This window comes from Pseudonocardia halophobica (assembly GCF_050948485.1).
In the GTDB taxonomy this organism is placed as follows: domain Bacteria; phylum Actinomycetota; class Actinomycetes; order Mycobacteriales; family Pseudonocardiaceae; genus Pseudonocardia; species Pseudonocardia halophobica.
Window position 1 is genome coordinate 6,857,508 of the sequence record NZ_CP192046.1, and the last position, 20,744, is coordinate 6,878,251.

General features: G+C 72.5%; 20 protein-coding genes. 6 read left to right on the forward strand and 14 right to left on the reverse strand.

The window, feature by feature from the left end:
• Positions 1–87: 87 nt before the first annotated feature.
• Positions 88–957 (forward strand): LLM class flavin-dependent oxidoreductase, encoded by an 870-nt coding sequence (locus ACQP04_RS32750; RefSeq protein ID WP_433504327.1) that lies wholly within the window; start codon positions 88–90, stop codon positions 955–957.
• On the opposite strand, the gene ACQP04_RS32755 is transcribed toward ACQP04_RS32750, so the two are convergent.
• The 6 genes from ACQP04_RS32755 to ACQP04_RS32780 form a co-directional block, all read right to left on the reverse strand.
• Positions 941–2,164, reverse strand: a complete 1,224-nt coding sequence (locus ACQP04_RS32755; protein ID WP_433504328.1) for an RNA polymerase sigma factor — start codon at positions 2,162–2,164, stop codon at positions 941–943. The two genes, ACQP04_RS32750 and ACQP04_RS32755, sit on opposite strands and share 17 nt — an antisense overlap.
• Positions 2,161–2,520, reverse strand: coding sequence for a YciI family protein (locus ACQP04_RS32760; RefSeq protein ID WP_433504329.1), 360 nt, complete (start codon positions 2,518–2,520; stop codon positions 2,161–2,163). The genes ACQP04_RS32755 and ACQP04_RS32760 overlap by 4 nt, the downstream gene beginning before the upstream one ends.
• 301 nt (positions 2,521–2,821) lie before the next feature.
• The gene (locus ACQP04_RS32765) at positions 2,822–3,076 is read right to left on the reverse strand and encodes a hypothetical protein (protein ID WP_433504330.1); all 255 of its coding nucleotides are present in this window, start codon (positions 3,074–3,076) and stop codon (positions 2,822–2,824) included.
• A 103-nt stretch (positions 3,077–3,179) separates the two neighbouring features.
• Entirely contained in the window at positions 3,180–3,356 is a 177-nt protein-coding gene (locus tag ACQP04_RS32770; RefSeq protein ID WP_433504331.1) for a hypothetical protein, read from the reverse strand.
• Positions 3,357–3,409: 53 nt separating this feature from the next.
• Positions 3,410–3,907 carry a PaaI family thioesterase gene (locus ACQP04_RS32775; RefSeq protein WP_433504332.1) on the reverse strand — a complete coding sequence of 166 codons (498 nt, stop codon included), beginning with the start codon at positions 3,905–3,907 and terminating at the stop codon, positions 3,410–3,412.
• Positions 3,908–3,958: 51 nt separating this feature from the next.
• Complete coding sequence (locus ACQP04_RS32780; protein ID WP_433504333.1) at positions 3,959–4,768, reverse strand: AraC family transcriptional regulator; 810 nt, start codon at positions 4,766–4,768, stop codon at positions 3,959–3,961.
• 85 nt (positions 4,769–4,853) lie between these two features.
• On the opposite strand from ACQP04_RS32780, the gene ACQP04_RS32785 reads away from it, so the two are divergent.
• On the forward strand, positions 4,854–6,503 hold the full coding sequence (locus ACQP04_RS32785; protein ID WP_433504334.1) for a class I adenylate-forming enzyme family protein: 1,650 nt from the start codon (positions 4,854–4,856) through the stop codon (positions 6,501–6,503).
• A 46-nt stretch (positions 6,504–6,549) separates the two neighbouring features.
• On the opposite strand, the gene htpX is transcribed toward ACQP04_RS32785, so the two are convergent.
• On the reverse strand, positions 6,550–7,431 hold the full coding sequence (htpX, locus tag ACQP04_RS32790; RefSeq protein WP_433504335.1) for a zinc metalloprotease HtpX: 882 nt from the start codon (positions 7,429–7,431) through the stop codon (positions 6,550–6,552).
• A gap of 87 nt (positions 7,432–7,518) precedes the next feature.
• Positions 7,519–8,013, reverse strand: a complete 495-nt coding sequence (locus ACQP04_RS32795) for a hotdog domain-containing protein (RefSeq protein ID WP_433504336.1) — start codon at positions 8,011–8,013, stop codon at positions 7,519–7,521.
• Between the two features lie 38 nt (positions 8,014–8,051).
• Between ACQP04_RS32795 and ACQP04_RS32800 the strand changes: the two genes are divergently transcribed.
• The 3 genes from ACQP04_RS32800 to ACQP04_RS32810 all read left to right on the forward strand — a co-directional run bounded on the left by ACQP04_RS32800 (position 8,052) and on the right by ACQP04_RS32810 (position 11,986).
• Positions 8,052–8,810, forward strand: a complete 759-nt coding sequence (locus ACQP04_RS32800) for an enoyl-CoA hydratase (protein WP_037054337.1) — start codon at positions 8,052–8,054, stop codon at positions 8,808–8,810.
• 144 nt (positions 8,811–8,954) lie between these two features.
• Positions 8,955–10,916: a 2-oxoacid:acceptor oxidoreductase subunit alpha gene (locus tag ACQP04_RS32805; protein ID WP_433504337.1), complete on the forward strand. Its 1,962-nt coding sequence runs from the start codon at positions 8,955–8,957 to the stop codon at positions 10,914–10,916.
• Positions 10,913–11,986, forward strand: a complete 1,074-nt coding sequence (locus ACQP04_RS32810) for a 2-oxoacid:ferredoxin oxidoreductase subunit beta (RefSeq protein ID WP_433504338.1) — start codon at positions 10,913–10,915, stop codon at positions 11,984–11,986. The genes ACQP04_RS32805 and ACQP04_RS32810 overlap by 4 nt, the downstream gene beginning before the upstream one ends.
• A 79-nt stretch (positions 11,987–12,065) precedes the next feature.
• On the opposite strand, the gene ACQP04_RS32815 is transcribed toward ACQP04_RS32810, so the two are convergent.
• Both ACQP04_RS32815 and ACQP04_RS32820 read right to left on the reverse strand, forming a co-directional pair.
• A complete protein-coding gene (locus ACQP04_RS32815; protein WP_433504339.1) occupies positions 12,066–12,590 on the reverse strand; it encodes a hypothetical protein in 525 nt (174 codons plus the stop codon).
• Positions 12,591–12,645: 55 nt separating this feature from the next.
• Positions 12,646–13,197 carry an OmpA family protein gene (locus ACQP04_RS32820; protein WP_433504340.1) on the reverse strand — a complete coding sequence of 184 codons (552 nt, stop codon included), beginning with the start codon at positions 13,195–13,197 and terminating at the stop codon, positions 12,646–12,648.
• A 140-nt stretch (positions 13,198–13,337) separates the two neighbouring features.
• Between ACQP04_RS32820 and rarD the strand changes: the two genes are divergently transcribed.
• Positions 13,338–14,273: an EamA family transporter RarD gene (gene rarD / locus ACQP04_RS32825; protein ID WP_433504341.1), complete on the forward strand. Its 936-nt coding sequence runs from the start codon at positions 13,338–13,340 to the stop codon at positions 14,271–14,273.
• A 215-nt stretch (positions 14,274–14,488) separates the two neighbouring features.
• On the opposite strand, the gene ACQP04_RS32830 is transcribed toward rarD, so the two are convergent.
• Genes ACQP04_RS32830 through nuoL form a run of 4 tightly spaced genes read right to left on the reverse strand, consistent with a single transcriptional unit; the run spans position 14,489 to position 20,737 of the window.
• Positions 14,489–15,487, reverse strand: a complete 999-nt coding sequence (locus ACQP04_RS32830; protein ID WP_433504342.1) for a polyprenyl synthetase family protein — start codon at positions 15,485–15,487, stop codon at positions 14,489–14,491.
• Positions 15,488–15,516: 29 nt separating this feature from the next.
• Positions 15,517–17,133: an NADH-quinone oxidoreductase subunit NuoN gene (nuoN, locus tag ACQP04_RS32835; RefSeq protein WP_433504343.1), complete on the reverse strand. Its 1,617-nt coding sequence runs from the start codon at positions 17,131–17,133 to the stop codon at positions 15,517–15,519.
• Positions 17,130–18,773, reverse strand: coding sequence for an NADH-quinone oxidoreductase subunit M (locus ACQP04_RS32840; protein ID WP_433504344.1), 1,644 nt, complete (start codon positions 18,771–18,773; stop codon positions 17,130–17,132). The genes nuoN and ACQP04_RS32840 overlap by 4 nt, the downstream gene beginning before the upstream one ends.
• Positions 18,770–20,737 (reverse strand): NADH-quinone oxidoreductase subunit L, encoded by a 1,968-nt coding sequence (nuoL, locus tag ACQP04_RS32845; protein WP_433504345.1) that lies wholly within the window; start codon positions 20,735–20,737, stop codon positions 18,770–18,772. Before nuoL ends, ACQP04_RS32840 begins: the two co-directional genes overlap by 4 nt.
• Positions 20,738–20,744: the final 7 nt, after the last annotated feature.

The window sequence follows — 20,744 nt, forward strand, 5'->3', positions numbered from 1 at the left end:
CGACAACCGGAACGTCGTTCCGTATCGTTGGCGGAACAAGGTTCCGCTTCTGCCCATGATGGCAGACCGCTCGAGGAGGAACGACCCATGACCCTCGGCCCGACCTTCGGCATCGCGACCGCGCCGATGCAGGTCGACTACGCGGACGTCCAGCGGGTGTGGCGTGAGGCCGACGCGGTCCCCGAGATCGCACACGCGTGGCTGTTCGACCACCTGATGCCGATCTGGGGCGACCCGGACGGCCCGATCTTCGAGGGCTGGACACTGCTGTCCGCCCTCGCCGCCCAGACCGGACGACTGCGGCTCGGCCTGCTCGTGACCAGCAACCGCTTCCGGCCGCCCGCGATGCTGGCCAAGATCGCGACGACCGTCGACGTCGTGTCCGGCGGCCGGCTCGACTTCGGGATCGGCGTCGGGTCCCGCCCGAGCCACCCGCTGGCTCGGCGCGAATACGCGGCCCACGGGCTGCCCTTCCACGACGCGGGGCCGGCCACGGACGGCCTCGCCGAGGCCCTGACCGTGATCACGCGGCTGTGGACCGAGACCGAGCCGTTCGACTTCGACGGCGAGCACGTACAGCTCACGGGGGCGTTCGGCAACCCCAAGCCGATCCAGCGCCCGCATCCGCCGATCATGATCGGGGGCCGGGCCAAGGCGACGTTGCGCGTCGTGGCCCGGCACGCCGACCTCTGGAACATCCCCGGCGGCGACATCGAGGACTGCGCGAGCCGCAGCGCCCTGCTGGACCGCTACTGCGCCGAGATCGGGCGGGACCCCGCGTCGATCGTCCGCTCGATCCACCTGCCCGTCTCCTACGACGAGCCGGACACCACACGGAAGGCGATCGACGAGGCGCTGGGAGCCGGCTTCCGCCACGTCGTCCTCGGGCTGGGCTCGCCCTACCCGGACGGCGTCGCGCGCTGGGTCGCCGACGAGCTCGTCAGGCCGTCGGTCTAGGCGCGCGGTCGCGACGGCGGCGGAGCTGGGCGGCCTGGGCGGGATCCTGCGGGAGGGCGAGCGCGGCGTCGTAGGCCGCGCGGGCCGCGACGCGGTCGCCCAGCCGGTCGAGGAGCTCGGCCCGGGCCGCGTGCCGGAGCGGGTAGCGCTCCAGCCCGGCGACGGCGTCGACCGCCTCCAGCCCGGCGGCCGGCCCGTCCCGCTCGGCCAGCGCGGCCGCCCGGTTCAGCCGGACGACGGGCGTGTCCTCGACCTCCACCAGCACGTCGTACCAGGACACGACCGCAGACCAGTCGGTGTCCGCCCAGGTCGGGGCCAGGGCGTGGCACGCCGCGATCGCCGCCTGCACCACGTACGGATCGGGCCGGCCGGGACTGCGCCGCAGGCCCTCCCCGACCAGCCGCACGCCCTCCTCGATCAGCTCGCCGCGCCAGCGCGAGCGGTCCTGGTCGGCGAGCAGCACGGGCAGGCCGGCGCCGTCACGCCGGGCCTCGCGGCGCGAGTCGGTGAGCAGCTCCAGCGCCAGCAGCCCGAGCACCGACGGCTCGCCCGGCATCAGCTCCTGCAGCAGCCGGGTGAGCCGGACGGCCTCGTCGACCAGGGTCGGGCGGACCTCGCCGACCGGGTCGTACCCCTCCGTGAACAGCAGGTACACCGTCGCGAGCACGCCGCGCAGCCGGTCGGGCAGCTCATGGGTGTCGGGAACGCGGTACGGGATCGCGGCCTTGACGATCTTCTGGCGCGCCCGTGTCAGGCGCTTCGCCATCGTCTCCTCCGGCACGAGCAGCGCCTGCCCGACCTCGGCGACAGACAGCCCGCACAGCGTGCGCAGCGCCAGCGCCACCTGCGTCTCGAGGGCGAGTGCCGGGTGACAGCAGACGAAGATCAGCCGGAGCAGGTCGTCGCGCACGACATCGGGCGGGGGCGGGTCCTCGGGCACCACGGCGAGCGCCTCCTTCCCCGGCCGCACGGCCTCCCGGCGCAGCAGGTCGATCGCCCGGCGGCGGGCGGTCAGGGTGAGCCAGGCGCGGGGCTGCTCGGGGACGCCGTCGCGGGGCCAGGTCTCCAGGGCCCGCAGCGTCGCGTCCTGCACCGCGTCCTCGGCGAGCGGGAGGTCGCCGAGCTGCCGGACGAGCGTGGCCAGGACCCGGCGGCCCTCGTCACGCACGAGGCGGACGAGGGCCGCGCGGGCCGGCTGGTCGGTCACCCGGCCTGCGACCCGAAATCGATCACCGGCCGGACCTCGATCGCGCCGTCCCAGGCGCCGGGGATCTGCGCGGCCCAGCGCACCGCCTCGTCGAGGTCGGCGCACTCGATCAGGTAGAAGCCGGTGAGGGCCTCCTTGGTCTCGGCGTAGGGCCCGTCCGTCGTCACGACGTCGCCGCCCTTGCCGCCCTGCACGCGCACGGTGGTCGCGGTGCCGGTCTGGTAGAGCGCGGCGCCGCCACGCAGGACGGCGGCCGCGGCCTTGCCGAACTCGCCGTACTCCTTGGTGACGTCGGCGTACTCCGGCCGGCTCCAGTCGACGTCGGCGTTGTAGATCAGGGCTGCGTACTGAGGCATCGGATCCTCCTGGATCTCTCGCGCCGGCGGGGTCCGGCGTCACCCGAGGGACGAACGGGGACCGGCCGTCAGGGACAGTCGCGGCAAGAATTCTTCCCGCCCCGCGAAACAGGTGCCAGACCGTCGCCCCGATCCCCGCGAGTGGCGCCGTCGCCCCCCGCGAGTCGCGCTGCGTCCCCCGCGAGTCGCTGTTGCCCCCGCGAGTCGCTGTTGCCCCCGCGAGTCGGCAGTTCCGGCACCGCGAGTCGGCAGTTCCGGCACCGCGAGTCGGCAGTTCCGGGCGTGGCGCAGGGACTCGGTGTCAGCGGATGTGCCCGGTCTCCGTGATCGTGTCGACCTCCAGCTCCGGCGCCGGGGTGCTGCCGCCGAGTGCGGTGTCGTAGCTCGCCGCGCCTGCAAGGACGACGATGAGGACCGCGAGCACTACGAGGCCGCCGTACACGATGGACGGGGTACTCAGTCGCCGGCGAGTCCCGGACTGTGGGGCCTCGACGTCGGGCGACCCGCTCGGCGGGGTGGAGTCGGTGTGCTGGTCCTGGCTGGGCGAGAGAGACATCCGTGCTCCGGTCGGTCGGGGGTGGCGCCCAGACATACGACCGAACGGAGCAGAGGATCACTCCCGCCTCCGCGGTTCGTCAGAAGTAGGTACGGGAGACGTCCTACTTCGCCCCGAACTCCGCCTTCACCTCGGCTCGCCATGACGCGTACTCGTCGCCGCCCGCGAGCCCGAGGGTGCCGATGCAGTCGCCGCAGCGCCCGACGATCCGCAGCAGGGCGACCTGCCCGCACCGGACGCAGGTCTGCGGGAGGGCGGTGGAGGTGTCGTCGTCTGCCACGCGACGAGTGTGCCCCACGGGTCGGCCCGGGGATCACCCGCGGGCCCGCGTGGTCAGCGGAAGATCATGCAGCTGGAGCTGCCCTCGGCGAGCAGCGTCCCCGCCTGGTCGCGGAGGTCGGCGCGGGCGAGGGCGGTGCTGCGCCCCCCGTGCACGACCCAGCCCGTGGCGCGGACGAGACCGGTGGCGGTGGTGATGCGGCGCAGGAACTTCACGTCCAGGTCGAGGCTCGTGTAGCGGACGCCGGCGGGGAGCGTGGTGTGGACCGCGCAGCCCAGCGCCGAGTCCAGCAGGGTCGCGTAGACGCCGCCGTGGACCGAGCCGAGCGGGTTGTAGTGGTAGTCCCCCGGTTCGAGGGTGAACACCGCCCGGCCCTCGTCGACCGACTCCAGGTCGAAGCCCAGCAGGCCCGCGATCGGCGGGGCGGGCAGCTCGCCGGACATGACCGCCCGCAGGACCGACAGCCCGTCCATCCCGGCGGCCGCAGCCATGCCGGCCGGGTCCTCCCAGCGGTGGGTGCGCTCGTTCAGGGCGGGCTGGACGTCCGTCATCGGCTCCTCCTCGGTCGGTGCACCCACCTTAGCTGGATTGCGAACAGAAACCTAGGCGCTGACCGGTTCCTCGCGCCGGCGACAGGCCTGCGCGTACGCGGCCGGCGTCAGCCCGATCGCCGCGCCGAAGTCCCGGATGAAGTGCGACTGGTCGAAGTAGCCCAGCTCCGCGGCCACCTCCGCCCAGGGCCGATCCTGCTCCTCCGCGAGCCGGGCCGCCGCCTCGTGCAGCCGGTAGCGGCGCAGCACCCACTTCGGACTCACCCCCACGTACCGGGCGAACAGCCGTTGCAACGTCCGGGCCGGGATCTCGAACCGCGCGACGATGTCCTCGACGCGCGCCACCTCCCGGTCGCAGAGCAGGGCCGCGACGATCCGTCCGACCACCGCGACCTGCGGGTCCGGCTCCGGCCACCGCGCCCGTAGGAACCCTTCCATCTGCGCGATCAGCTCGGGCACCGGCCCGGTCATCGACGCCGCGAGCGCGTCGGCCGGCGGCCCCCACAGGCGCGCGGCGGGCAGCGTGACATCCGTGATCGTGGAGACGGGCCGCCCCAGGAAGGGCAGGAACGCGCCCGGCCGGAACTTGGTGCCGAACACCCGCCCCTCGCCGGTGTAGGCGTAGGTGAACCGCTCCCGCCCGACCCCGGCGACCGCGAGCATCCCGCGGTCGAGCACCACGTTGACGCACGGGTGCGGCAGCAGCGTGACCGACGCCCGGCGCCCGGGCGGCAGTGCCCACGTGACCACCCAGTGCCGCTCGACGAGCTCGGCGAGGTCCGGCGACGGCGGGTACCGGTCCAGCCGGAAGTCGACGTCCCGTACACCCAGGAGGCCGTACTCACTGGTGGTCGACAGCACGCGCACAGCATGCCGCGCCCCACCGACAGAACCGGGACCGCGGACATGAGTGACAGGAGTCACACCACGCGGTTCACTGTCGGTCATGACCACCTACGCGGACCGTCCGTGGCTCGCCCGGTACGACGAGGGCGTCCCGGCCGACGTCGAGCCGGAGTTCCCCTCCGCCCTCGCGATGTGGCGGGCGACTGCGAAGGCGATCCCCGAACGCCCCTTCCTCCACTACTTCCACACCACCCGCACGGTCGGCGAGGTCGACGCCGACTCCGACGCGCTCGCCGCCGGGCTGGTCGCGCTCGGCCTGGCACCGGGCGACCGCGTGGCGGTCTACCTGCAGAACGTCCCGCAGTGGGCGGTCGTGATGCTCGGCGTGTGGAAGGCCGGCGGCATCGTGGTGCCGGTCAACCCGATGCTGCGCGAGCGCGAGCTGCAGGTGATCCTCGCCGACTCGGGCGCCTCGGTGCTCGTGGCGCTGGAGTCGTTGCACCCCGTCGCACTGCAGGTGCAGCCGTCGACCGCCGTCCGCACCCTGGTCACGACCTCGGAGCTCGACCCCCTCGGCGACGACGACGTCCCCGGCCTGCTGGCCGGCAGCAGCCGCCAGCGCCCGGCCACGGCCCTCGACCTGCAGGATTTGATCGCCCAACACGAGGGCGACCCGCCGCCCGCGGTCCCCGAGCCGGGCCCGGACGACGTCGCCTTCCTCACCTACACGTCGGGCACGACCGGCCCGCCGAAGGGCGCGACGAACACGCACCGCAACGTCGTCTTCAACGCCATGACCTACCGGGACTGGATCCACCTCGGCCCGGACGACGTGATCCTCGGCGTGGCGCCGCTCTTCCACATCACCGGGCTGATCGGCCACCTCGCCGTCGCCGCGCTGACCGGCGCGCCCGTGGTGCTGGGCTTCCGGTTCGACGCCGGCACCGTCCTCGAGCTGATCGAGCGCTGGCACGCCACGTTCGTGGTCGGCGCGATCCCCGTGTACATCGCGCTGATGGAGCATCCCGACGCGGCCACCCGGGACCTCTCCTCGCTGACGAAGGTCTACAGCGGCGGGGCGCCCGTCGCGCCGGCGGTCGTGGAGGCCTTCGAGCGCAGGGTCGGCCCGTACATCCACAACGCCTACGGGCTGACCGAGACGACGAGCCCGAGCCACGTGGGCCCGTTCGGCGCCCGCGCCCCGGTCGACCCGACGTCGGGCGCGCTGTCCGTCGGGGTCCCGGTGTCGAACACCGTGGTCCGGGTGGTCGACGACGAGGGCCGCGACCTCCCCGTCGGCGAGGTCGGCGAGATCGTGATCGCGGGCCCGCAGGTGGTGCCGGGCTACTGGAACAAGCCGGAGGAGACCGCGCACGCGCTGCCGGACGGCGAGCTGCGGACCGGCGACGTCGGGTTCATGGACAACGACGGCTGGTTCTACCTGGTCGACCGCAAGAAGGACCAGATCAACGCGGGCGGCTACAAGATCTGGCCACGCGAGGTCGAGGACGTCCTGTACGGGCACCCGGCGGTACGCGAGGCCGCCGTGGTGGGGGTGCCCGACGAGTACCGCGGCGAGACCGTGAAGGCCGTGGTCTCGCTCAAGGCCGGCACGGAGCTGAAACCCGACGAGCTGATCGCGTTCGCCCGGGAACGCATGGCCGCCTACAAGTACCCGCGGATCGTGGAGGTCGTCGACGAGCTGCCGAAGACGGTGAGCGGCAAGATCCTGCGCCGCGAGCTGCGCTGACCCCGCCGGGCGCGGGAAGTGGTACTGCGACAGCGCTTCCCGCGCGTCAGCGCGTGCGGGCCATCTCCCGCAGCCGCCGGATGCGGTCCTCGATCGGCGGGTGCGTGGAGAACCATTTCGCCATCTGGTCGCCCGCCCGGAACGGGCTCGCGATCATCAGGTGCGACTGGGACACGAGCTGGGGCTCGGGCGGCAGCGGCGCGAGCGCGGTGCCGTACTGCAGCTTGTGCAGCGCCGACGCCAGCGCGAGGGGGTCGCCCGTCAGCTCGGCGCCCGACGCGTCCGCCTGGTACTCCCGCGACCGGCTCACCGCCATCTGCACGACACCCGCGGCGACCGGCCCCAGCAGCGCGATCAGGATGACGGCCAACGGGTTCGGCCGGTCCTCGTCGCCCCCGCCGAAGAGCCCCGCGAACATCGCCATGTTGGCCAGGAAGCTGATCATCGACGCCATCGCGCCGGCGACGCAGGAGATGAGGATGTCGCGGTTGTAGACGTGGCTGAGCTCGTGTCCCAGCACCGCCCGCAGCTCACGCTCGTCGAGCAGCTCGAGCAGGCCGGTGGTGGCGCAGACCGCGGCGTTGCGCGGGTTGCGTCCGGTGGCGAAGGCGTTGGGCGCGTTGGTGGGGCTGATGTACAGCTGCGGCATCGGCTGCCGCGCCCGCTGGCTCAGCTCGCGCACGATCCGGTAGAGCCCGGGCGCCTCGGCCTCCGTGACCGGCCGCGCGTGCATGGCCCGCAGCGCGATCTTCGCCGAGTTGAAGTAGGCGTAGCCGTTCATGCCGAGGGCGACGAGCAGCGCGATGATCAGCCCGGTCCGGCCCGCCACCAGTCCGCCGACGAGCAGGACCAGCGCGCTCATCCCACCCAGCAGGACCGCCGTCTTCAGCCCGTTGAGGTGACCGTGCCCGTTGACGTGACCGTGCACCGCCTCGCCGCTCCTTCCGCAGGGTTCCTGCAGGGTCAACGACCCGCCCGGAGGCGGTGTTCCGGTCCGTCCGGCTTCACAGCGGACTCACGGGTTCACGGCGCGCACGGGCATCCCGTCGAAGTGGTCGCGGCGGATGTCGATGAACAACCCGCGGCCCTCGGCGGCGACCGGCCCGTCCGGCCCGTCGAGCCGCGCGGTGCCCGTGGTCCAGGTCTTGCGCCCCTCGCGCTCCTCGACCCGGGCCCAGAGGTGCAACCGCGTGCCGACCGGGATCGGCCTGCGGTAGCTCGTGGTCAGCTCGGCGGTGACGGCCGGGCGGCCGAAGAAGGCCTGCAGCGCACCCATGGTCTCGTCGAGCGCCGCGGCGACGACGCCCCCGTGGACGACCCCGGGCCCGCCCTGCTGCCAGTGCCCGACGTCGAGCACCGAGGTGACGGTGAGGTCCTCGCCCGCGACGAAGCTCAGGTGCAGCCCGGGCTCGACGTCCCCGCAGCCGAGGCACCCGTCGTGGTGGCGGCGCACCTTCTCCCCCGGTCGGGGCGCGCGGTCGTGGGGCAGCGGACGGTCGTTCACGGTCACCGGCGGACGGTAACCCGCCGGGATGCCAGGATCACTCCATGACCACCGAAGTCCGCACGACGGTCGAGGACGGCGTCGCGCTGCTCACAGTCTCCAACCCCGCCCGCCGCAATGCGATGAACCTCGAGCTGTCCGAGAAGCTCGTCGCCGCGCTCGACGCGGCGGTCGCCGACCCGGCCGTGGGCGCCGTGGTGATCACGGGCGAGCCGCCGGCCTTCTGCGCCGGCGGGGACCTGTCCGAGCTGCAGGGGGCCGACCCGGCGCGGCTCAAGACCGTCTACGCAGGCTTCCTCGCCGTGGCGCAGTGCCCGCTGCCGACCGTCGCCGCGGTCAACGGTGCGGCCGTCGGTGCGGGCCTCAACCTGGCGCTGGCTTGTGATCTGCGTCTCGCCGGCCCCGGGGCGAAGTTCGACGCCCGGTTCATGCAGCTCGGCCTGCACCCCGGCGGCGGCTACACCTGGATGGTCGACCGCGCGCTCGGCGCTCAGGGGGCCAAGGCCCTGACCCTGTTCTGCGACGTGCTCGACGCCGTCGAGGCGGAGCGCGTCGGCCTGGTGTGGCGGCGGTACGACGACGACGCGGCCCTCCTCGCCGGGGCCAAGGAGCTGGCTGGCCGGGCGGCCGCCGCGCCGCGGTCGCTGATCGAGACCACGAAGGCCACGATGCGGGTCACCTCCGGGGCGATCTCCCACCAGGAGGCGACCGAGATCGAGGTGAGAGCGCAGGCCGCGTCCGTACACTCGGAGGAGTTCCGGGAGCGCGTCACGGCGCTCCAGGCACGCATCAGCAAGCGGTAGGGGCGGCCGCATCCTCGCGCCGTTCCGCCCGGACGAACGGAGACCATGTGACGTCGCACTGGGGCCGGGGACACTGGGCGATACCGGGCGTTAACCTCGTCCGGACATTTGTGTTCCCGAGCCGAACCGGGGAATGACCTCGACATGACGTCCAACGACACCGCCGTCACGCCGTCCGGCGGCGAGCACGATGTCATCACGAAGGACCGGGTCGTCATCCGGTTCGCGGGTGACTCCGGCGACGGGATGCAGCTGACCGGTGACCGGTTCACCTCGGAGACCGCGAGTTTCGGCAACGACCTGTCGACGCTGCCGAACTTCCCGGCCGAGATCCGGGCCCCTGCCGGCACCCTGCCCGGGGTCAGCAGCTTCCAGTTGCACTTCGCGAACTACGACATCCTCACGCCCGGGGATCGGCCGGACGTGCTGGTGGCGATGAACCCGGCCGCGCTGAAGGCGAACATCGGCGACCTGCCGCCGGGCGGGGTGCTGATCGTGAACACCGACGAGTTCACCAAGCGGAACCTGACCAAGGTCGGCTACCAGGCCAACCCGCTCGAGGACGACAGCCTGGCCGAGTTCCAGGTGCACGAGGTCGCCATGGCCACGTTGACCCGGGGGGCGCTGGAGGAGACCGGGCTGTCGAAGAAGGACGCCGAGCGGGCGAAGAACATGTTCGCCCTGGGGCTGCTGTCCTGGATGTATCACCGCCCGCACGAGGGCACCGAGCGGTTCCTGCGGGAGAAGTTCGCCCGCCGCCCCGACCTGGCCGAAGCGAACATCCTGGCCTTCCGGGCCGGGCACGCCTACGGCGAGACCACCGAGGCGTTCGCGGTCACCTACGAGGTCGCCCCGGCCAAGCTGGAGCCGGGCACCTACCGGCAGATCACCGGCAACACCGCGATGGCCTACGGCATCGTCGCCGCCGGGCAGACCACCGGGCTGCCGGTGTTCCTGGGCTCGTATCCGATCACCCCGGCCTCGGACATCCTGCACGAGCTGTCCAAGCACAAGGCCTTCGGCGTGACCACCTTCCAGGCCGAGGACGAGATCGCCGGGGTCGGCGCCGCCCTGGGCGCGTCCTTCGGCGGCGCCCTCGGGGTCACCACCACGTCCGGCCCGGGGATCTCGCTCAAGTCCGAGACGATCGGGCTGGCGGTCGCGCTGGAGCTGCCGCTGCTGGTGATCGACGTGCAGCGCGGCGGGCCCTCGACCGGGCTGCCCACCAAGACCGAGCAGGCCGACCTGCTCCAGGCCATGTACGGCCGCAACGGCGAGGCCCCGCTGCCGATCGTCGCGCCGCGCTCGCCGGGGGACTGTTTCCACGCCGCGGTCGAGGCCGCCGCCCTCGCCGTCCGCTACCGCACCCCGGTGATCGTGCTCTCCGACGGCGCCCTGGCCAACGGCTCGGAGCCGTGGAAGGTCCCGGACGCCGCCACCCTGGAATCGGTGGATCCGGACTTCGCCACCGAGCCGAACGCCCCGGACGGATCGAACGAGTTCTGGCCGTACCTGCGCGACACCGAGACCCTGGCCCGGCCGTGGGCCATCCCCGGCACCCCCGGCCTCGAGCACCGCGTCGGCGGGCTGGAGAAGGCCGACGGCCGCGGCTCGATCTCCTACGACCCGGACAACCACGACCGGATGGTCCGACTGCGCCAGGCCAAGATCGACAGCATCCCGGTGCCGGACCTGCAGGTCGAGGACCCGTCCGGCGAGGCCGACGTGCTCGTCGTCGGCTGGGGGTCGACCTACGGGCCGATCGTCGCCGGCGCCCGCCGGGTGCGGAACATGGGCCACAACATCGCCACCGCGCACATCCGGCACCTCAACCCGCTGCCCGCCAACCTCGGTGAGGTCCTCGCGTCCTACCGCACCGTGCTGGTGCCGGAGATGAACCTCGGGCAGCTCGCCCTGCTGCTGCGCGGCAAGTACCTCGTGGACGCCAAGTCCTACACCAAGGTGTCCGGCCTGCCGTTCAAGGCCGAGGAGCTCCAGGACGTGTTCCTCGACTACCTGACCGGCACGCACCCGAACACGGCCGACACCACCAGCACGAGCACCAACGGCTCCGGCAACGGGGCCCCTCTGGGAGTCCAGGCATGAGCACCGACCTGGGTCTGCCGTCGATCGGTGGGCTGGACCTCGTCCCGACCACCGACGCCAAGCAGACCGCGAAGGACTACACCTCCGACCAGGAGGTGCGCTGGTGCCCCGGCTGCGGCGACTACGCCGTGCTCGCCGCCGTGCGCCAGTTCCTCCCCACCCTGGGGATCCGCCGCGAGAACACCGTGTTCGTCTCCGGGATCGGCTGCTCGAGCCGCTTCCCGTACTACCTGAACACCTACGGGATGCACTCCATCCACGGCCGCGCCCCGACCATCGCCACCGGCCTGGCCGTCTCCCGCCCCGACCTCAGCGTGTGGGTCGTGACCGGCGACGGGGACGCGCTGTCCATCGGCGGTAACCACCTCATCCACGCGCTGCGCCGCAACGTCAACCTCAAGATCCTGCTGTTCAACAACCGGATCTACGGCCTGACCAAGGGCCAGTACTCCCCCACCAGCGAGGTCGGGAAGATCACCAAGTCCACCCCGATGGGCTCGCTCGACCACCCCTTCAACCCGATCTCCCTCGCGTTGGGCGCCGAGGCGAGCTTCGTGGGCCGGGCGCTGGACTCCGACCGCAAGGGCCTCACCGAGGTCCTCGGCGCCGCCGCCGCACACCGCGGCTCCGCCCTGGTGGAGATCTTCCAGGACTGCCCGATCTTCAACGACGGCTCCTTCGACCTGCTCCGCAAGCCCGAGACCAAGGACCAGCGCCTCGTCCACGTCGTCGACGGCGAGCCGATCACCTTCGGGCCCGAGGACGACAAGTTCGCCGTGGTCCAGCGCGGGTTCCGGCTCGAGGTCGTCAAGGCCGCGGACGTCGACCCGTCGGAGATCATGGTCCACGACGCGAACAACCTCGAACTCGCGTTCGCCCTGTCCCGGCTCTCGGACCAGGACCTCAACCACACCGTCACGGGCATCTTCCGCAACGTCGACCGCACCACCTACGACGACGCCGCCCGCGCCCAGCTGCAGCAGGCCAAGGACCTGGCCGCCCAGAAGCCGGGCGGCACGGACCTGCAGGCCCTGCTGACCGGCCGCGACACCTGGACGATCGCCGGCTGACCGTCCGCACCGCACGCCCCCACCGCCCGGCAGGCACCGCCTCGCCGGGCGGTGGTGTGTCCGGGGTCTGTCAGCGGGGTCAGTGGGCGGGGTCCTCCGGGGGCTCGGGGCGCGGCGGGACGTCGGGCGGCCGGTCCGGCTCGGGTGCGCGCGGCGGGGGCGGGGTGAACAGGGAGTGCCCGCGGTCCTGCGGCGGCACGGAGGGGCCGTCGTCGGGCCGGTCGGAGGAGCCACGGGTGCCGGGACCGGGCTGCCGGGGCACGACGGGCCCGTCGCCCGTCCGCGCCCCGTCCGGGCTGCCGTGGCGCAGCCGGTCCAGGGCGCCCACGGCGGACGATCCGGAACGACGTCGGCGGCCGAGTCCCGACAGCGCGGGGTTGCCGGGGCCGGGGGCCCGGGCGTGCCGGGGGACGCCGGGGATCGGCGTCGGCGGGGCCTGGGCCGCGCGGACGGGGTCGACGGGCTCGTCGCGCTGCTCGAGCGCGGCCCGGACCCGGGCCGCCTCCCGCCGGGCCGGGCGGGCCACCAGCAGCCAGGTCAGCAGCGCACCGAGCAGGAAGGCGGCGAGGCAGAGCAGCCACATCTGCGCGAACAGTGCCGCCACGCCCAGCCACCCCCCTGCCCCGTCCATCGCTCCGGCCGTGTGATCCGCTACCGGCCTACCCCAGCAGCACCTCGACCCGCCGGCTGGCCTCCGGCGTGCCCAGCGGGCCGGCCTCGCCGACGCCGTCGACACTGATCCGATGCGGCTCGATCCCGGCCGCGACCAGCGCCGCCTCGACCGCCTCCGCCCGCTCCCGGGACAGCCTCAGCGCCCGCTCGGCCGGTCCGGGCAGGTCCGCGGTGTGCCCGACGAGCCGCACCGGGACGTCGGGCATCACCTCGAGCATGCCACCGAGCCGGCGCACCGTGTCGGCGGTCACCGGCCGAAGCTGCGCGCTCTCGCCGTCGAACAGCAGCGGGGCCTCGGCGAGGAGACGCTCGACGCCCGACCGATCGGCGGTCACGGCGGGTGGCGGCTCGGTGGCAGCCGTCGGCAGGGCGGCCGAGGACGCCGGCGCCGTGGCGGCCGCCCGGTCCTCGGGGCCGGGGCCCTCGGGTGCGGGACGGACCCACAGCAGGCCGATCCCGGCCAGCACCGCCGGCACCAGGACGGCGGCGGCGATCCAGAGCGCACGCCGCGACCGGCCGACTCCCGCGGTCGTTCCCACCGCTCCCCTTCCGTCGACCGGAAGGACGACGGTCACCCATCCGGATCACAGGGCGGTCTCGTCGGCGTCACGAGAGCGTGCCGGGTGCGCGAGCCGTTTCGCGCTCGAACAATCCGCGCTCGGATGTTCTGATGGGGGACGTGACCGTCACCGAAGCCGCACCGGAGCTGGACCGCCGGGGCGTCGGCCTCGGCGTCGCCGCACACGTGGCCTGGGGGCTCTTCCCGGCGTTCTGGCCGCTGCTCGACCCGGCGGGTCCCGTCGAGGTCCTGGCGCACCGGATCCTGTGGACGATGGTGCTGATGACGGGCGTGCTGACCCTGCTGCGGGGCTGGGGCGCGCTGCGGGCCCTGCCGGGGCGCGGCTGGTCGACGGTCGCCGCTGCGGCCGCGGTGATCACCGTCAACTGGGGTGTGTTCATCTACGGCGTCTCGATCGAGCGCGTCGTCGACATCGCCCTCGGCTACTACATGAGCCCGCTGGTCAGCGTCCTCCTCGGCGTGCTGGTGCTGCGCGAGCGGCCGAACCGGGCGCAGGTGGTGGCGCTCGGCATCGCGGCGCTCGCGGTCGTCGTGATCAGCGTGGGCGCCGGGAGCCCGCCCTGGCTCGGGCTGTGCCTGGCCGTGTCCTTCGGGGTGTACGGGCTGCTGAAGAAGAAGGTCTCCCTGCCCTCGACGGCGAGCCTGACGGGCGAGGGCCTGGTGGTCGGCCCGATCGCCCTCGCGTTCGTGATCTACCTGCAGGTGACGGGGCAGGGCACGTTCACGGAGCTCGGCGGCTTCCACGTGGCGATGATGGTGCTCGCCGGCCCGGTCACGGCCCTCCCGCTGCTGCTCTACGGCGCCGCGGCCCGGCTGATCCCGCTCACCACGCTCGGCACGCTGATGTACCTCACGCCCACGATGCAGTTCCTCTGGGGTGTACTGGTCAACGGCGAGGACATGCCGGTCTCCCGGTGGCTCGGCTTCGGGCTGGTGTGGATCGCCCTGGCGGTCTTCACCGTCGACCTGATCCGGGCCACCCGTGTCCGCCCCGACCGCGAGCTGCAGCCCGTACCGTCGCCCGAGACCCGCTGACCCCGACTCGCGCTGCCGGAACTCCCGACTCGCGCTGCCGGAACTCCCGACTCGCGCTGCCGGAACTCCGGACTCGCGGTGCCGGAACTCCCGACTCGCGCTGCCGGAACTCCCGACTCGCGGTGCCGGAACTCCCGACTCGCGGTGCCGGAACTCCCGACTCGCGGTGCCGGAACTCCCGACTCGCGGAAGCCCACAGGGCGACTCGCGGGGTGTCAGGCGATGCGGTCGATCGTGTAACCCGTGAGGGTGCCGAGGGCCTCGGTGGCGGGGCAGGCGGGGAGCTTGCCCAGCTCGACGCGGGCCTCCTCCGCGTACCCGGCGAGGGTGTCCTTGGCCCGCGGGATGCCCGGGCCGGAACGCAGCAGCTCCAGGGCCTCCTCGACCTCGGTGTCCGCCTCGATCGGGGCGGCCAGCAGCTCCCGCAGCCGCGGCGGGCAGCCCGGGTCCTGCAGCGCGTAGAGCATCGGCAGCGTGTGCACGCCCTCGCGCAGGTCCGTGCCCGGCGTCTTGCCCGAGTCGAGCGAGGGCGAGGCGATGTCGATGATGTCGTCAGAGATCTGGAAGGCCGTGCCGATCGTGGCGCCGAAGCGGTGCAGCGACTCGACCTGCTCGGCGGTGCAGCCGGAGAACATCCCGCCGTACCGGCCCGAGGTGGCGATCAACGAGCCGGTCTTCTCGGCGATGACCTGCAGGTAGTGCTGCACCGGGTCGTCCGACGGCCCGGGGCCGCGGGTCTCCCGCATCTGCCCCGTGACCAGCTCGGCGAAGGTCTCGGCGATGATCCGCACCGCGGCGGGCCCGAGGTCGGCCACGAGCCGCGACGCGTGCGCGAACAGGAAGTCCCCGGTCAGGATCGCAACCGTGTTGTCCCAGCGGTGGTTCGCGCTCTCCGCGCCTCGCCGCATGGTGGCCGAGTCCATGACGTCGTCGTGGTAGAGCGTGGCCAGGTGGACCAGCTCCACGACGGCGGCCGCCCGCACCACGTCGTCCCCGTCCGGCGAGGGCCCGATCTGCGCGCTGAGCAGCGTGAACAGCGGCCGGAACCGCTTGCCCCCGGCATCGATCAGGTGCAGGGACGTCTCGCTGACGAAGTGGTACTCGCTGTGCACCTCGCGGTGCAGCAGCTCCTCCACCCGTTCGAGCCCGCGCGCCGTCGCGGCGGCCAGGTCCGGGTCGGCGAGCTCCACACCCGCCACGCTCTGCGTCTCCACGCGCACCAGCCTACGAGGCGTTCCTGCGGTCAGCCTGTGAGCCCGCCCGCGCCGGCCCAGCCGAGCACGAGTGTCGGGACCACACCGAGCAGCAGGGTCACCACGACACCGAGCGTGATCGCGACGGTGGTGAACGCGCCCGGCACCGTGACCGTAGGCCCGTCCTCCGGCGTCTCGCTGAAGTACATCAGCACGATCACCCGCAGGTAGAAGAACGCCGCGACCGCGGACGCCACCAGCGCGATGACGACGAGCGGCGCCATCCCGTCCCCGAGGGCCGCCGAGAACACCGCGAACTTCGCGGTGAAACCGCTGGTGAGCGGGATCCCGGCGAGGCCGAGCAGCAGGAAGGTCATCACGCCGGCGAGGATCGGCGAGCGCTTCGCCAGCCCTGCCCACTGGGACAGGTGCGTGGCCTCGCCGTCGGCATTGCGCACCAGCGAGATCACACCGAACACGGCGAGCGTGGTGAAGCCGTAGGCCAGCAGGTAGAACAGCGTCGACGACACGCCCTCGGGCGTGATCGCCATGACCCCGAGCAGCAGGAACCCGGCGTGCGCCACCGACGAGTAGGCGATCATGCGCTTGAGGTCGGTCTGGGTGAGGCCGAGCACCGCGCCGATGACCATGGAGGCGATCGCGACCACCCACATCACCCCGCGCCACTCCCAGTGCGTGGATCCGAAGGCCACGTGGAGCACGCGCAGGAGCGCCCCGAACGCCGCGACCTTGGTGCAGGCCGCCATGAAGGCGGTGATCGGCGTGGGCGCGCCCTGGTAGACGTCGGGCGTCCAGGTGTGGAACGGGCCGACCGAGCCCTTGAACAGCAGCCCGACGACGAGCAGCGCGAGCCCGCCGAACAGCAGCGCGTCGGACCTCGGCGTGCCCACCGCGGCGGTCGCGATGGCCGTGAGCTTGACCGAACCGGCGTAGCCGTAGAGCAGCGCGAGCCCGTAGAGGAAGAACGCCGACGCGAACGCCCCGAGCAGGAAGTACTTGACCGCGGCCTCCTGCGACAGCAGCCGTCGACGCCGCGCCAGCCCGCACACCAGGTACAGCGGCAGCGAGAGCACCTCGAGCGCCACGAACATCGTGAGCAGGTCGTTCGCCGCGACGAAGGCCATCATCCCGCCGAGCGCGAACAGCACGAACGGGAAGACCTCGGTCTGCATCGTCGGCGCCTCGCCGGGCGCCCCGTAGGACCGGTCGACGTGCTCCGGGTCGACGCCGGTGGGCCCGGTCGTGGTGCCCGGCGCGGCGGCGACCGACGCCCGCTCCACCGCGGACGCGATGAACGCGCCGCCCGGCTCGACCGAGCGGTCCGCGATCAGCAGGAGCGAGCCGAACCCGAGCACCAGCAGCGTTCCCCACAGGAACAGCGTCGGGCCGTCGACGGACAGCGCGGTGGCCAGGGTGACCACGCCCGCCACGGGCGCCGATCCGGCGTAGACGCCGAGCGCGATCCCCGCGACCGCGACGACCAGCACGGACAGTGCGACCTGCGCGGGCCAGCGCTGGTGCCGCGGCAGGAACGCCTCGAACAGCACCGAGACGCACGCGCCGCCGAGCACGACGAGCAGCGGCGCGATCGCCGCATAGTCGATCGGCGGCGCCGTCAGCGGGGCCACCTGCGCGAGCGCGATCACCGGACACCTCCCACGACGCCGCCGGCCGGCACCGGGTCGGGCAGCCCGACCTCGGTGATCGTCGCCTGCACGGACGGATTGATGACGTCGAGCACCGGGCCCGGGAAGAACCCGAGCACCACGATCACGACGACCAGCGGGGCCAGCACGCCGATCTCACGCTTGGTGAGGTCGGGGAACCCGGCGCCGCGCTCGGCGGCCACGGCCGGGTCGATCATCGCCCCCGGCCCGCCCGCGCCGCCGGCCTCCAGCGCCCGGATCACGGCGTTGCCGCGGACCGGGCCCTGCATCGTCTGCTGGTAGAACCACAGGATGTAGAGCGCGGCGAAGATGATGCCGACGGTCGCGATGATCGTCGCCACCGGCTCGCGCGGGAACGACCCGACCAGCACCAGGAACTCGCTGACGAACGAGTTGGTGCCGGGCAGCGCGAGCGACGACATCCCCGCCAGCAGCAGGCAGCCCGCCAGCAGCGGCGCCAGCTTGGACACGCCGCCGTAGTCGCTGATCAGCCGCGACCCGCCGCGAGCCACCAGCAGGCCGACCATCACGAACAGCATGCCGGTGGAGAGGCCGTGGTTGACCATGTACAGCGTCGCGCCGGCGAAGGCCTGGCTGGAGAAGGCGAACGTGCCGAGCGCGATGAAGCCGAAGTGCGCGATCGACGTGTACGCCACGAACCGGCTCATGTCCTTCTGCCCGACGGCGAGCAGCGCGCCGTAGATGATCCCGATGACCGCCAGCACCAGCACCAGCGGCGCCAGGACCTGGCTGGCCTGCGGGAACAGCGGCAGGCAGTAGCGCAGGAAGCCGAAGGTGCCCACCTTGTCCAGCACGCCGACGAGCAGGACCGCGGCCACGATCGGGGCCTCGGCACCGGCGTCGGGCAGCCAGGTGTGGAAGGGCACCAGCGGCGCCTTGATCGCGAACGCCACGAAGAAGCCCAGGAACAGCCAGATCTGGGTCGACGTCGGGGTGCTCTGCGCGATCGACTGCAGGTCGCTCCAGGTGAACGTGCCGGCGCCGAGCTGGTCGGCGCTCGTCACGTACAGCCCGATCAGCGAGGCCAGCATGATCAGCCCGCCGAGCAGCGAGTACAGGAAGAACTTCACCGAGGCGTACTGCCGGTTCGGCCCGCCGAAGCGCCCGATGAGGAAGTACATCGGGATGAGCATCGCCTCGAAGAAGACGTAGAACAGGAAGACGTCCGTGGCGGTGAAGACGCCCATCAGCGTGGCCTCGGTGGCCAGCAGCAGGGCGAAGTAGCCCGACGCCGTGCGGCCCTCCGGCAGCTTCTCCGCCCAGGCGAAGAGCATCAGGCCGGGCACGAGGAAGGCCGTCAGCGCGATCATGACGAGCGCGATGCCGTCGATCCCGAAGGCCAGGTGCGTGCCGAAGGCCGGGATCCACGGCACCGAGAACACGTACTGGAACCGCTCGCCGGAGCTCGCGGCGTCCGTGGAGTACCCCACCCACGTCACGACGACGAGGACGAACTCCAGCAGCGCCGTCGCCATGGCCGTGGCCTTGGCGGCGGGGACGTTGCGGCGCAGCGGGTACATCAGCAACGCGCCGACGACCGGCAGGAGGAGCAGGACCAGCAGCATCACGTTGCCGCCGGTGTCCGGAGCGGTGCTCATGCGAACCTCACCGCCAGCAGGGCCGCGACGACGAACACGCTGCCGCCCAGCATCGAGAGCGCGTAGGAGCGCACGAACCCGGTCTGCAGCCGTCTCAACCGGGCCGACCCGCCGCCGAGGCCGGCGGCCAGGCCGTTGACCAGCCCGTCGACGCCCCGGTTGTCGAGGAAGACCAGCGCGCGGGTGAGCCAGATGCCGGGCCGCTCGATGACGGTCTCGTTGATGGCGTTGGCGTAGAGGTCCCGCCGGGCGGCGCGGACCGGCAGCGAGACCGGCTCGGGCCGCTCGACCGGCGTCGGGCGGCGGCCGACCACGAGGTAGGCCACCAGCACGCCGAGCGCCGAGAAGGCCAGCACCAGCCACGGGACCAGCGCGTGCGGGAGCACCCCGTGCGTGGACTCCTCCAGCTCGCCGAGCGAGGGCGCCAGCCACTGGTTCAGCCCGACCGCGCTGAGCACGAAGCCGGCGAACACCGAGCCGATCGCCAGCAGGATCATCGGCCCGGTCATCACCGGCGGCGACTCGTGCGGGTGGTAGTGCTCGCCGTTCGGCGCGGTGAGCTTCTGCCACCGCTCCTCGCCGAAGAACGTCATGATCATCAGCCGGGTCATGTAGAAGGCGGTGAGCCCGGCGGCCAGGGTCGCCGCGCCGCCGTACACCCAGCCCTGCCAGCCCTCCTGGCCGAACGCGGACTCGATGATCGCGTCCTTCGAGAAGTAGCCGGACAGGAACGGGAAGCCGATCAGCGCGAGGTAGCCGAGGCCGAACGTCACGAACGTGATCGGCATCCGCCGGCCGAGGCCGCCGAAGTGCCGCATGTCCACGTCGTCGTTCATGGCGTGCATGACCGACCCGGCCCCGAGGAACAGCCCGGCCTTGAAGAAGCCGTGCGTGAGCAGGTGGAAGATGCCGAGCGCGTAGCCGGCCGGGCCGAGCCCGACGGCCAGGATCATGTACCCGATCTGGCTGACCGTGGAGTAGGCGAGCACCTTCTTGATGTCGTCGTAGGCGCAGCCGATGATCGCCCCGATCAGCAGCGTGACCACCCCGATCAGGGCGACGACCACGCGTCCGGTCGCGCTGAGGTCGTAGATCGGGTTCGTGCGGGCGATGAGGTAGACGCCCGCGGTGACCATCGTGGCCGCGTGGATGAGCGCGGAGACCGGGGTCGGGCCCTCCATCGCGTCCGGGAGCCAGGCCTGCAGCGGGAACTGGCCGGACTTGCCGCACGCGCCGAGCAGCAGCAGGAGCGTGATCGCCAGGATCGTGCCGCCGCCGAGCTCGCCGATGCGGGCGAAGACCTCGGTGTACTGCAGCGTCCCGAGCTCCAGCCAGAGCAGGAAGATCGCGAGGGCCAGCCCGACGTCGCCGACCCGGTTCATCAGGAAGGCCTTCTTCGCGGCCGTCGCCGCCGAGGGCCGGTCCTGGTAGAAGCCGATGAGCAGGTACGACGCCAGGCCGACGCCCTCCCACCCGAGGTACAGCAGCACGAAGTTGTTGCCGAGGACCAGCACGAGCATGGCCGCGACGAACAGGTTGAGCTGCGCGAAGAAGCGCCGCCGGCTGGAGTCCGACGAGGGCTCGGCGCCCTCGTGCGGCGCCATGTAGCCCACCGAGTAGATGTGGATCAGCGAGCCGACGCCGGTGATGAGCAGCACGAACGTCAGCGACAGCGGGTCGATGCGGAGCCCGAAGTCCACGTCGAGCGTGCCGGAGGCGATCCAGGAGTACAGCGACACCTCGGTGGTGCGCTGCTCGGGGGCGACGCCCAGGGTCTGGACGAAGATCACCACGCCCAGCGCGAACGACGCGAGCACGGAGCCGACGCCGAGCCAGTGGCCCCACGCGTTCGCGCGCTTCCCGGCCAGGAACAGCACCACCGCGCTAAGGGCGGGGATCGCGAAGAGCAGCCAGGCCGCCGACGCGGCGCCACCCGCCGGCAGCACCTCAGGGGGAGCGGTCATCGATGAG

Bases quoted from the DNA above. Each gene is read 5' to 3' on its own strand.
- ACQP04_RS32750 (WP_433504327.1), top strand. From the start codon at position 88: ATGACCCTCGGCCCGACCTTCGGCATCGCGACCGCGCCGATGCAGGTC.
- ACQP04_RS32760 (WP_433504329.1), bottom strand. From the start codon at position 2,520: ATGCCTCAGTACGCAGCCCTGATCTACAACGCCGACGTCGACTGGAGC.
- ACQP04_RS32765 (WP_433504330.1), bottom strand. From the start codon at position 3,076: ATGTCTCTCTCGCCCAGCCAGGACCAGCACACCGACTCCACCCCGCCG.
- ACQP04_RS32775 (WP_433504332.1), bottom strand. From the start codon at position 3,907: ATGACGGACGTCCAGCCCGCCCTGAACGAGCGCACCCACCGCTGGGAG.
- ACQP04_RS32785 (WP_433504334.1), top strand. From the start codon at position 4,854: ATGACCACCTACGCGGACCGTCCGTGGCTCGCCCGGTACGACGAGGGC.
- ACQP04_RS32800 (WP_037054337.1), top strand. From the start codon at position 8,052: ATGACCACCGAAGTCCGCACGACGGTCGAGGACGGCGTCGCGCTGCTC.
- ACQP04_RS32805 (WP_433504337.1), top strand. From the start codon at position 8,955: ATGACGTCCAACGACACCGCCGTCACGCCGTCCGGCGGCGAGCACGAT.
- ACQP04_RS32810 (WP_433504338.1), top strand. From the start codon at position 10,913: ATGAGCACCGACCTGGGTCTGCCGTCGATCGGTGGGCTGGACCTCGTC.
- ACQP04_RS32840 (WP_433504344.1), bottom strand. From the start codon at position 18,773: ATGAGCACCGCTCCGGACACCGGCGGCAACGTGATGCTGCTGGTCCTG.
- nuoL (WP_433504345.1), bottom strand. From the start codon at position 20,737: ATGACCGCTCCCCCTGAGGTGCTGCCGGCGGGTGGCGCCGCGTCGGCG.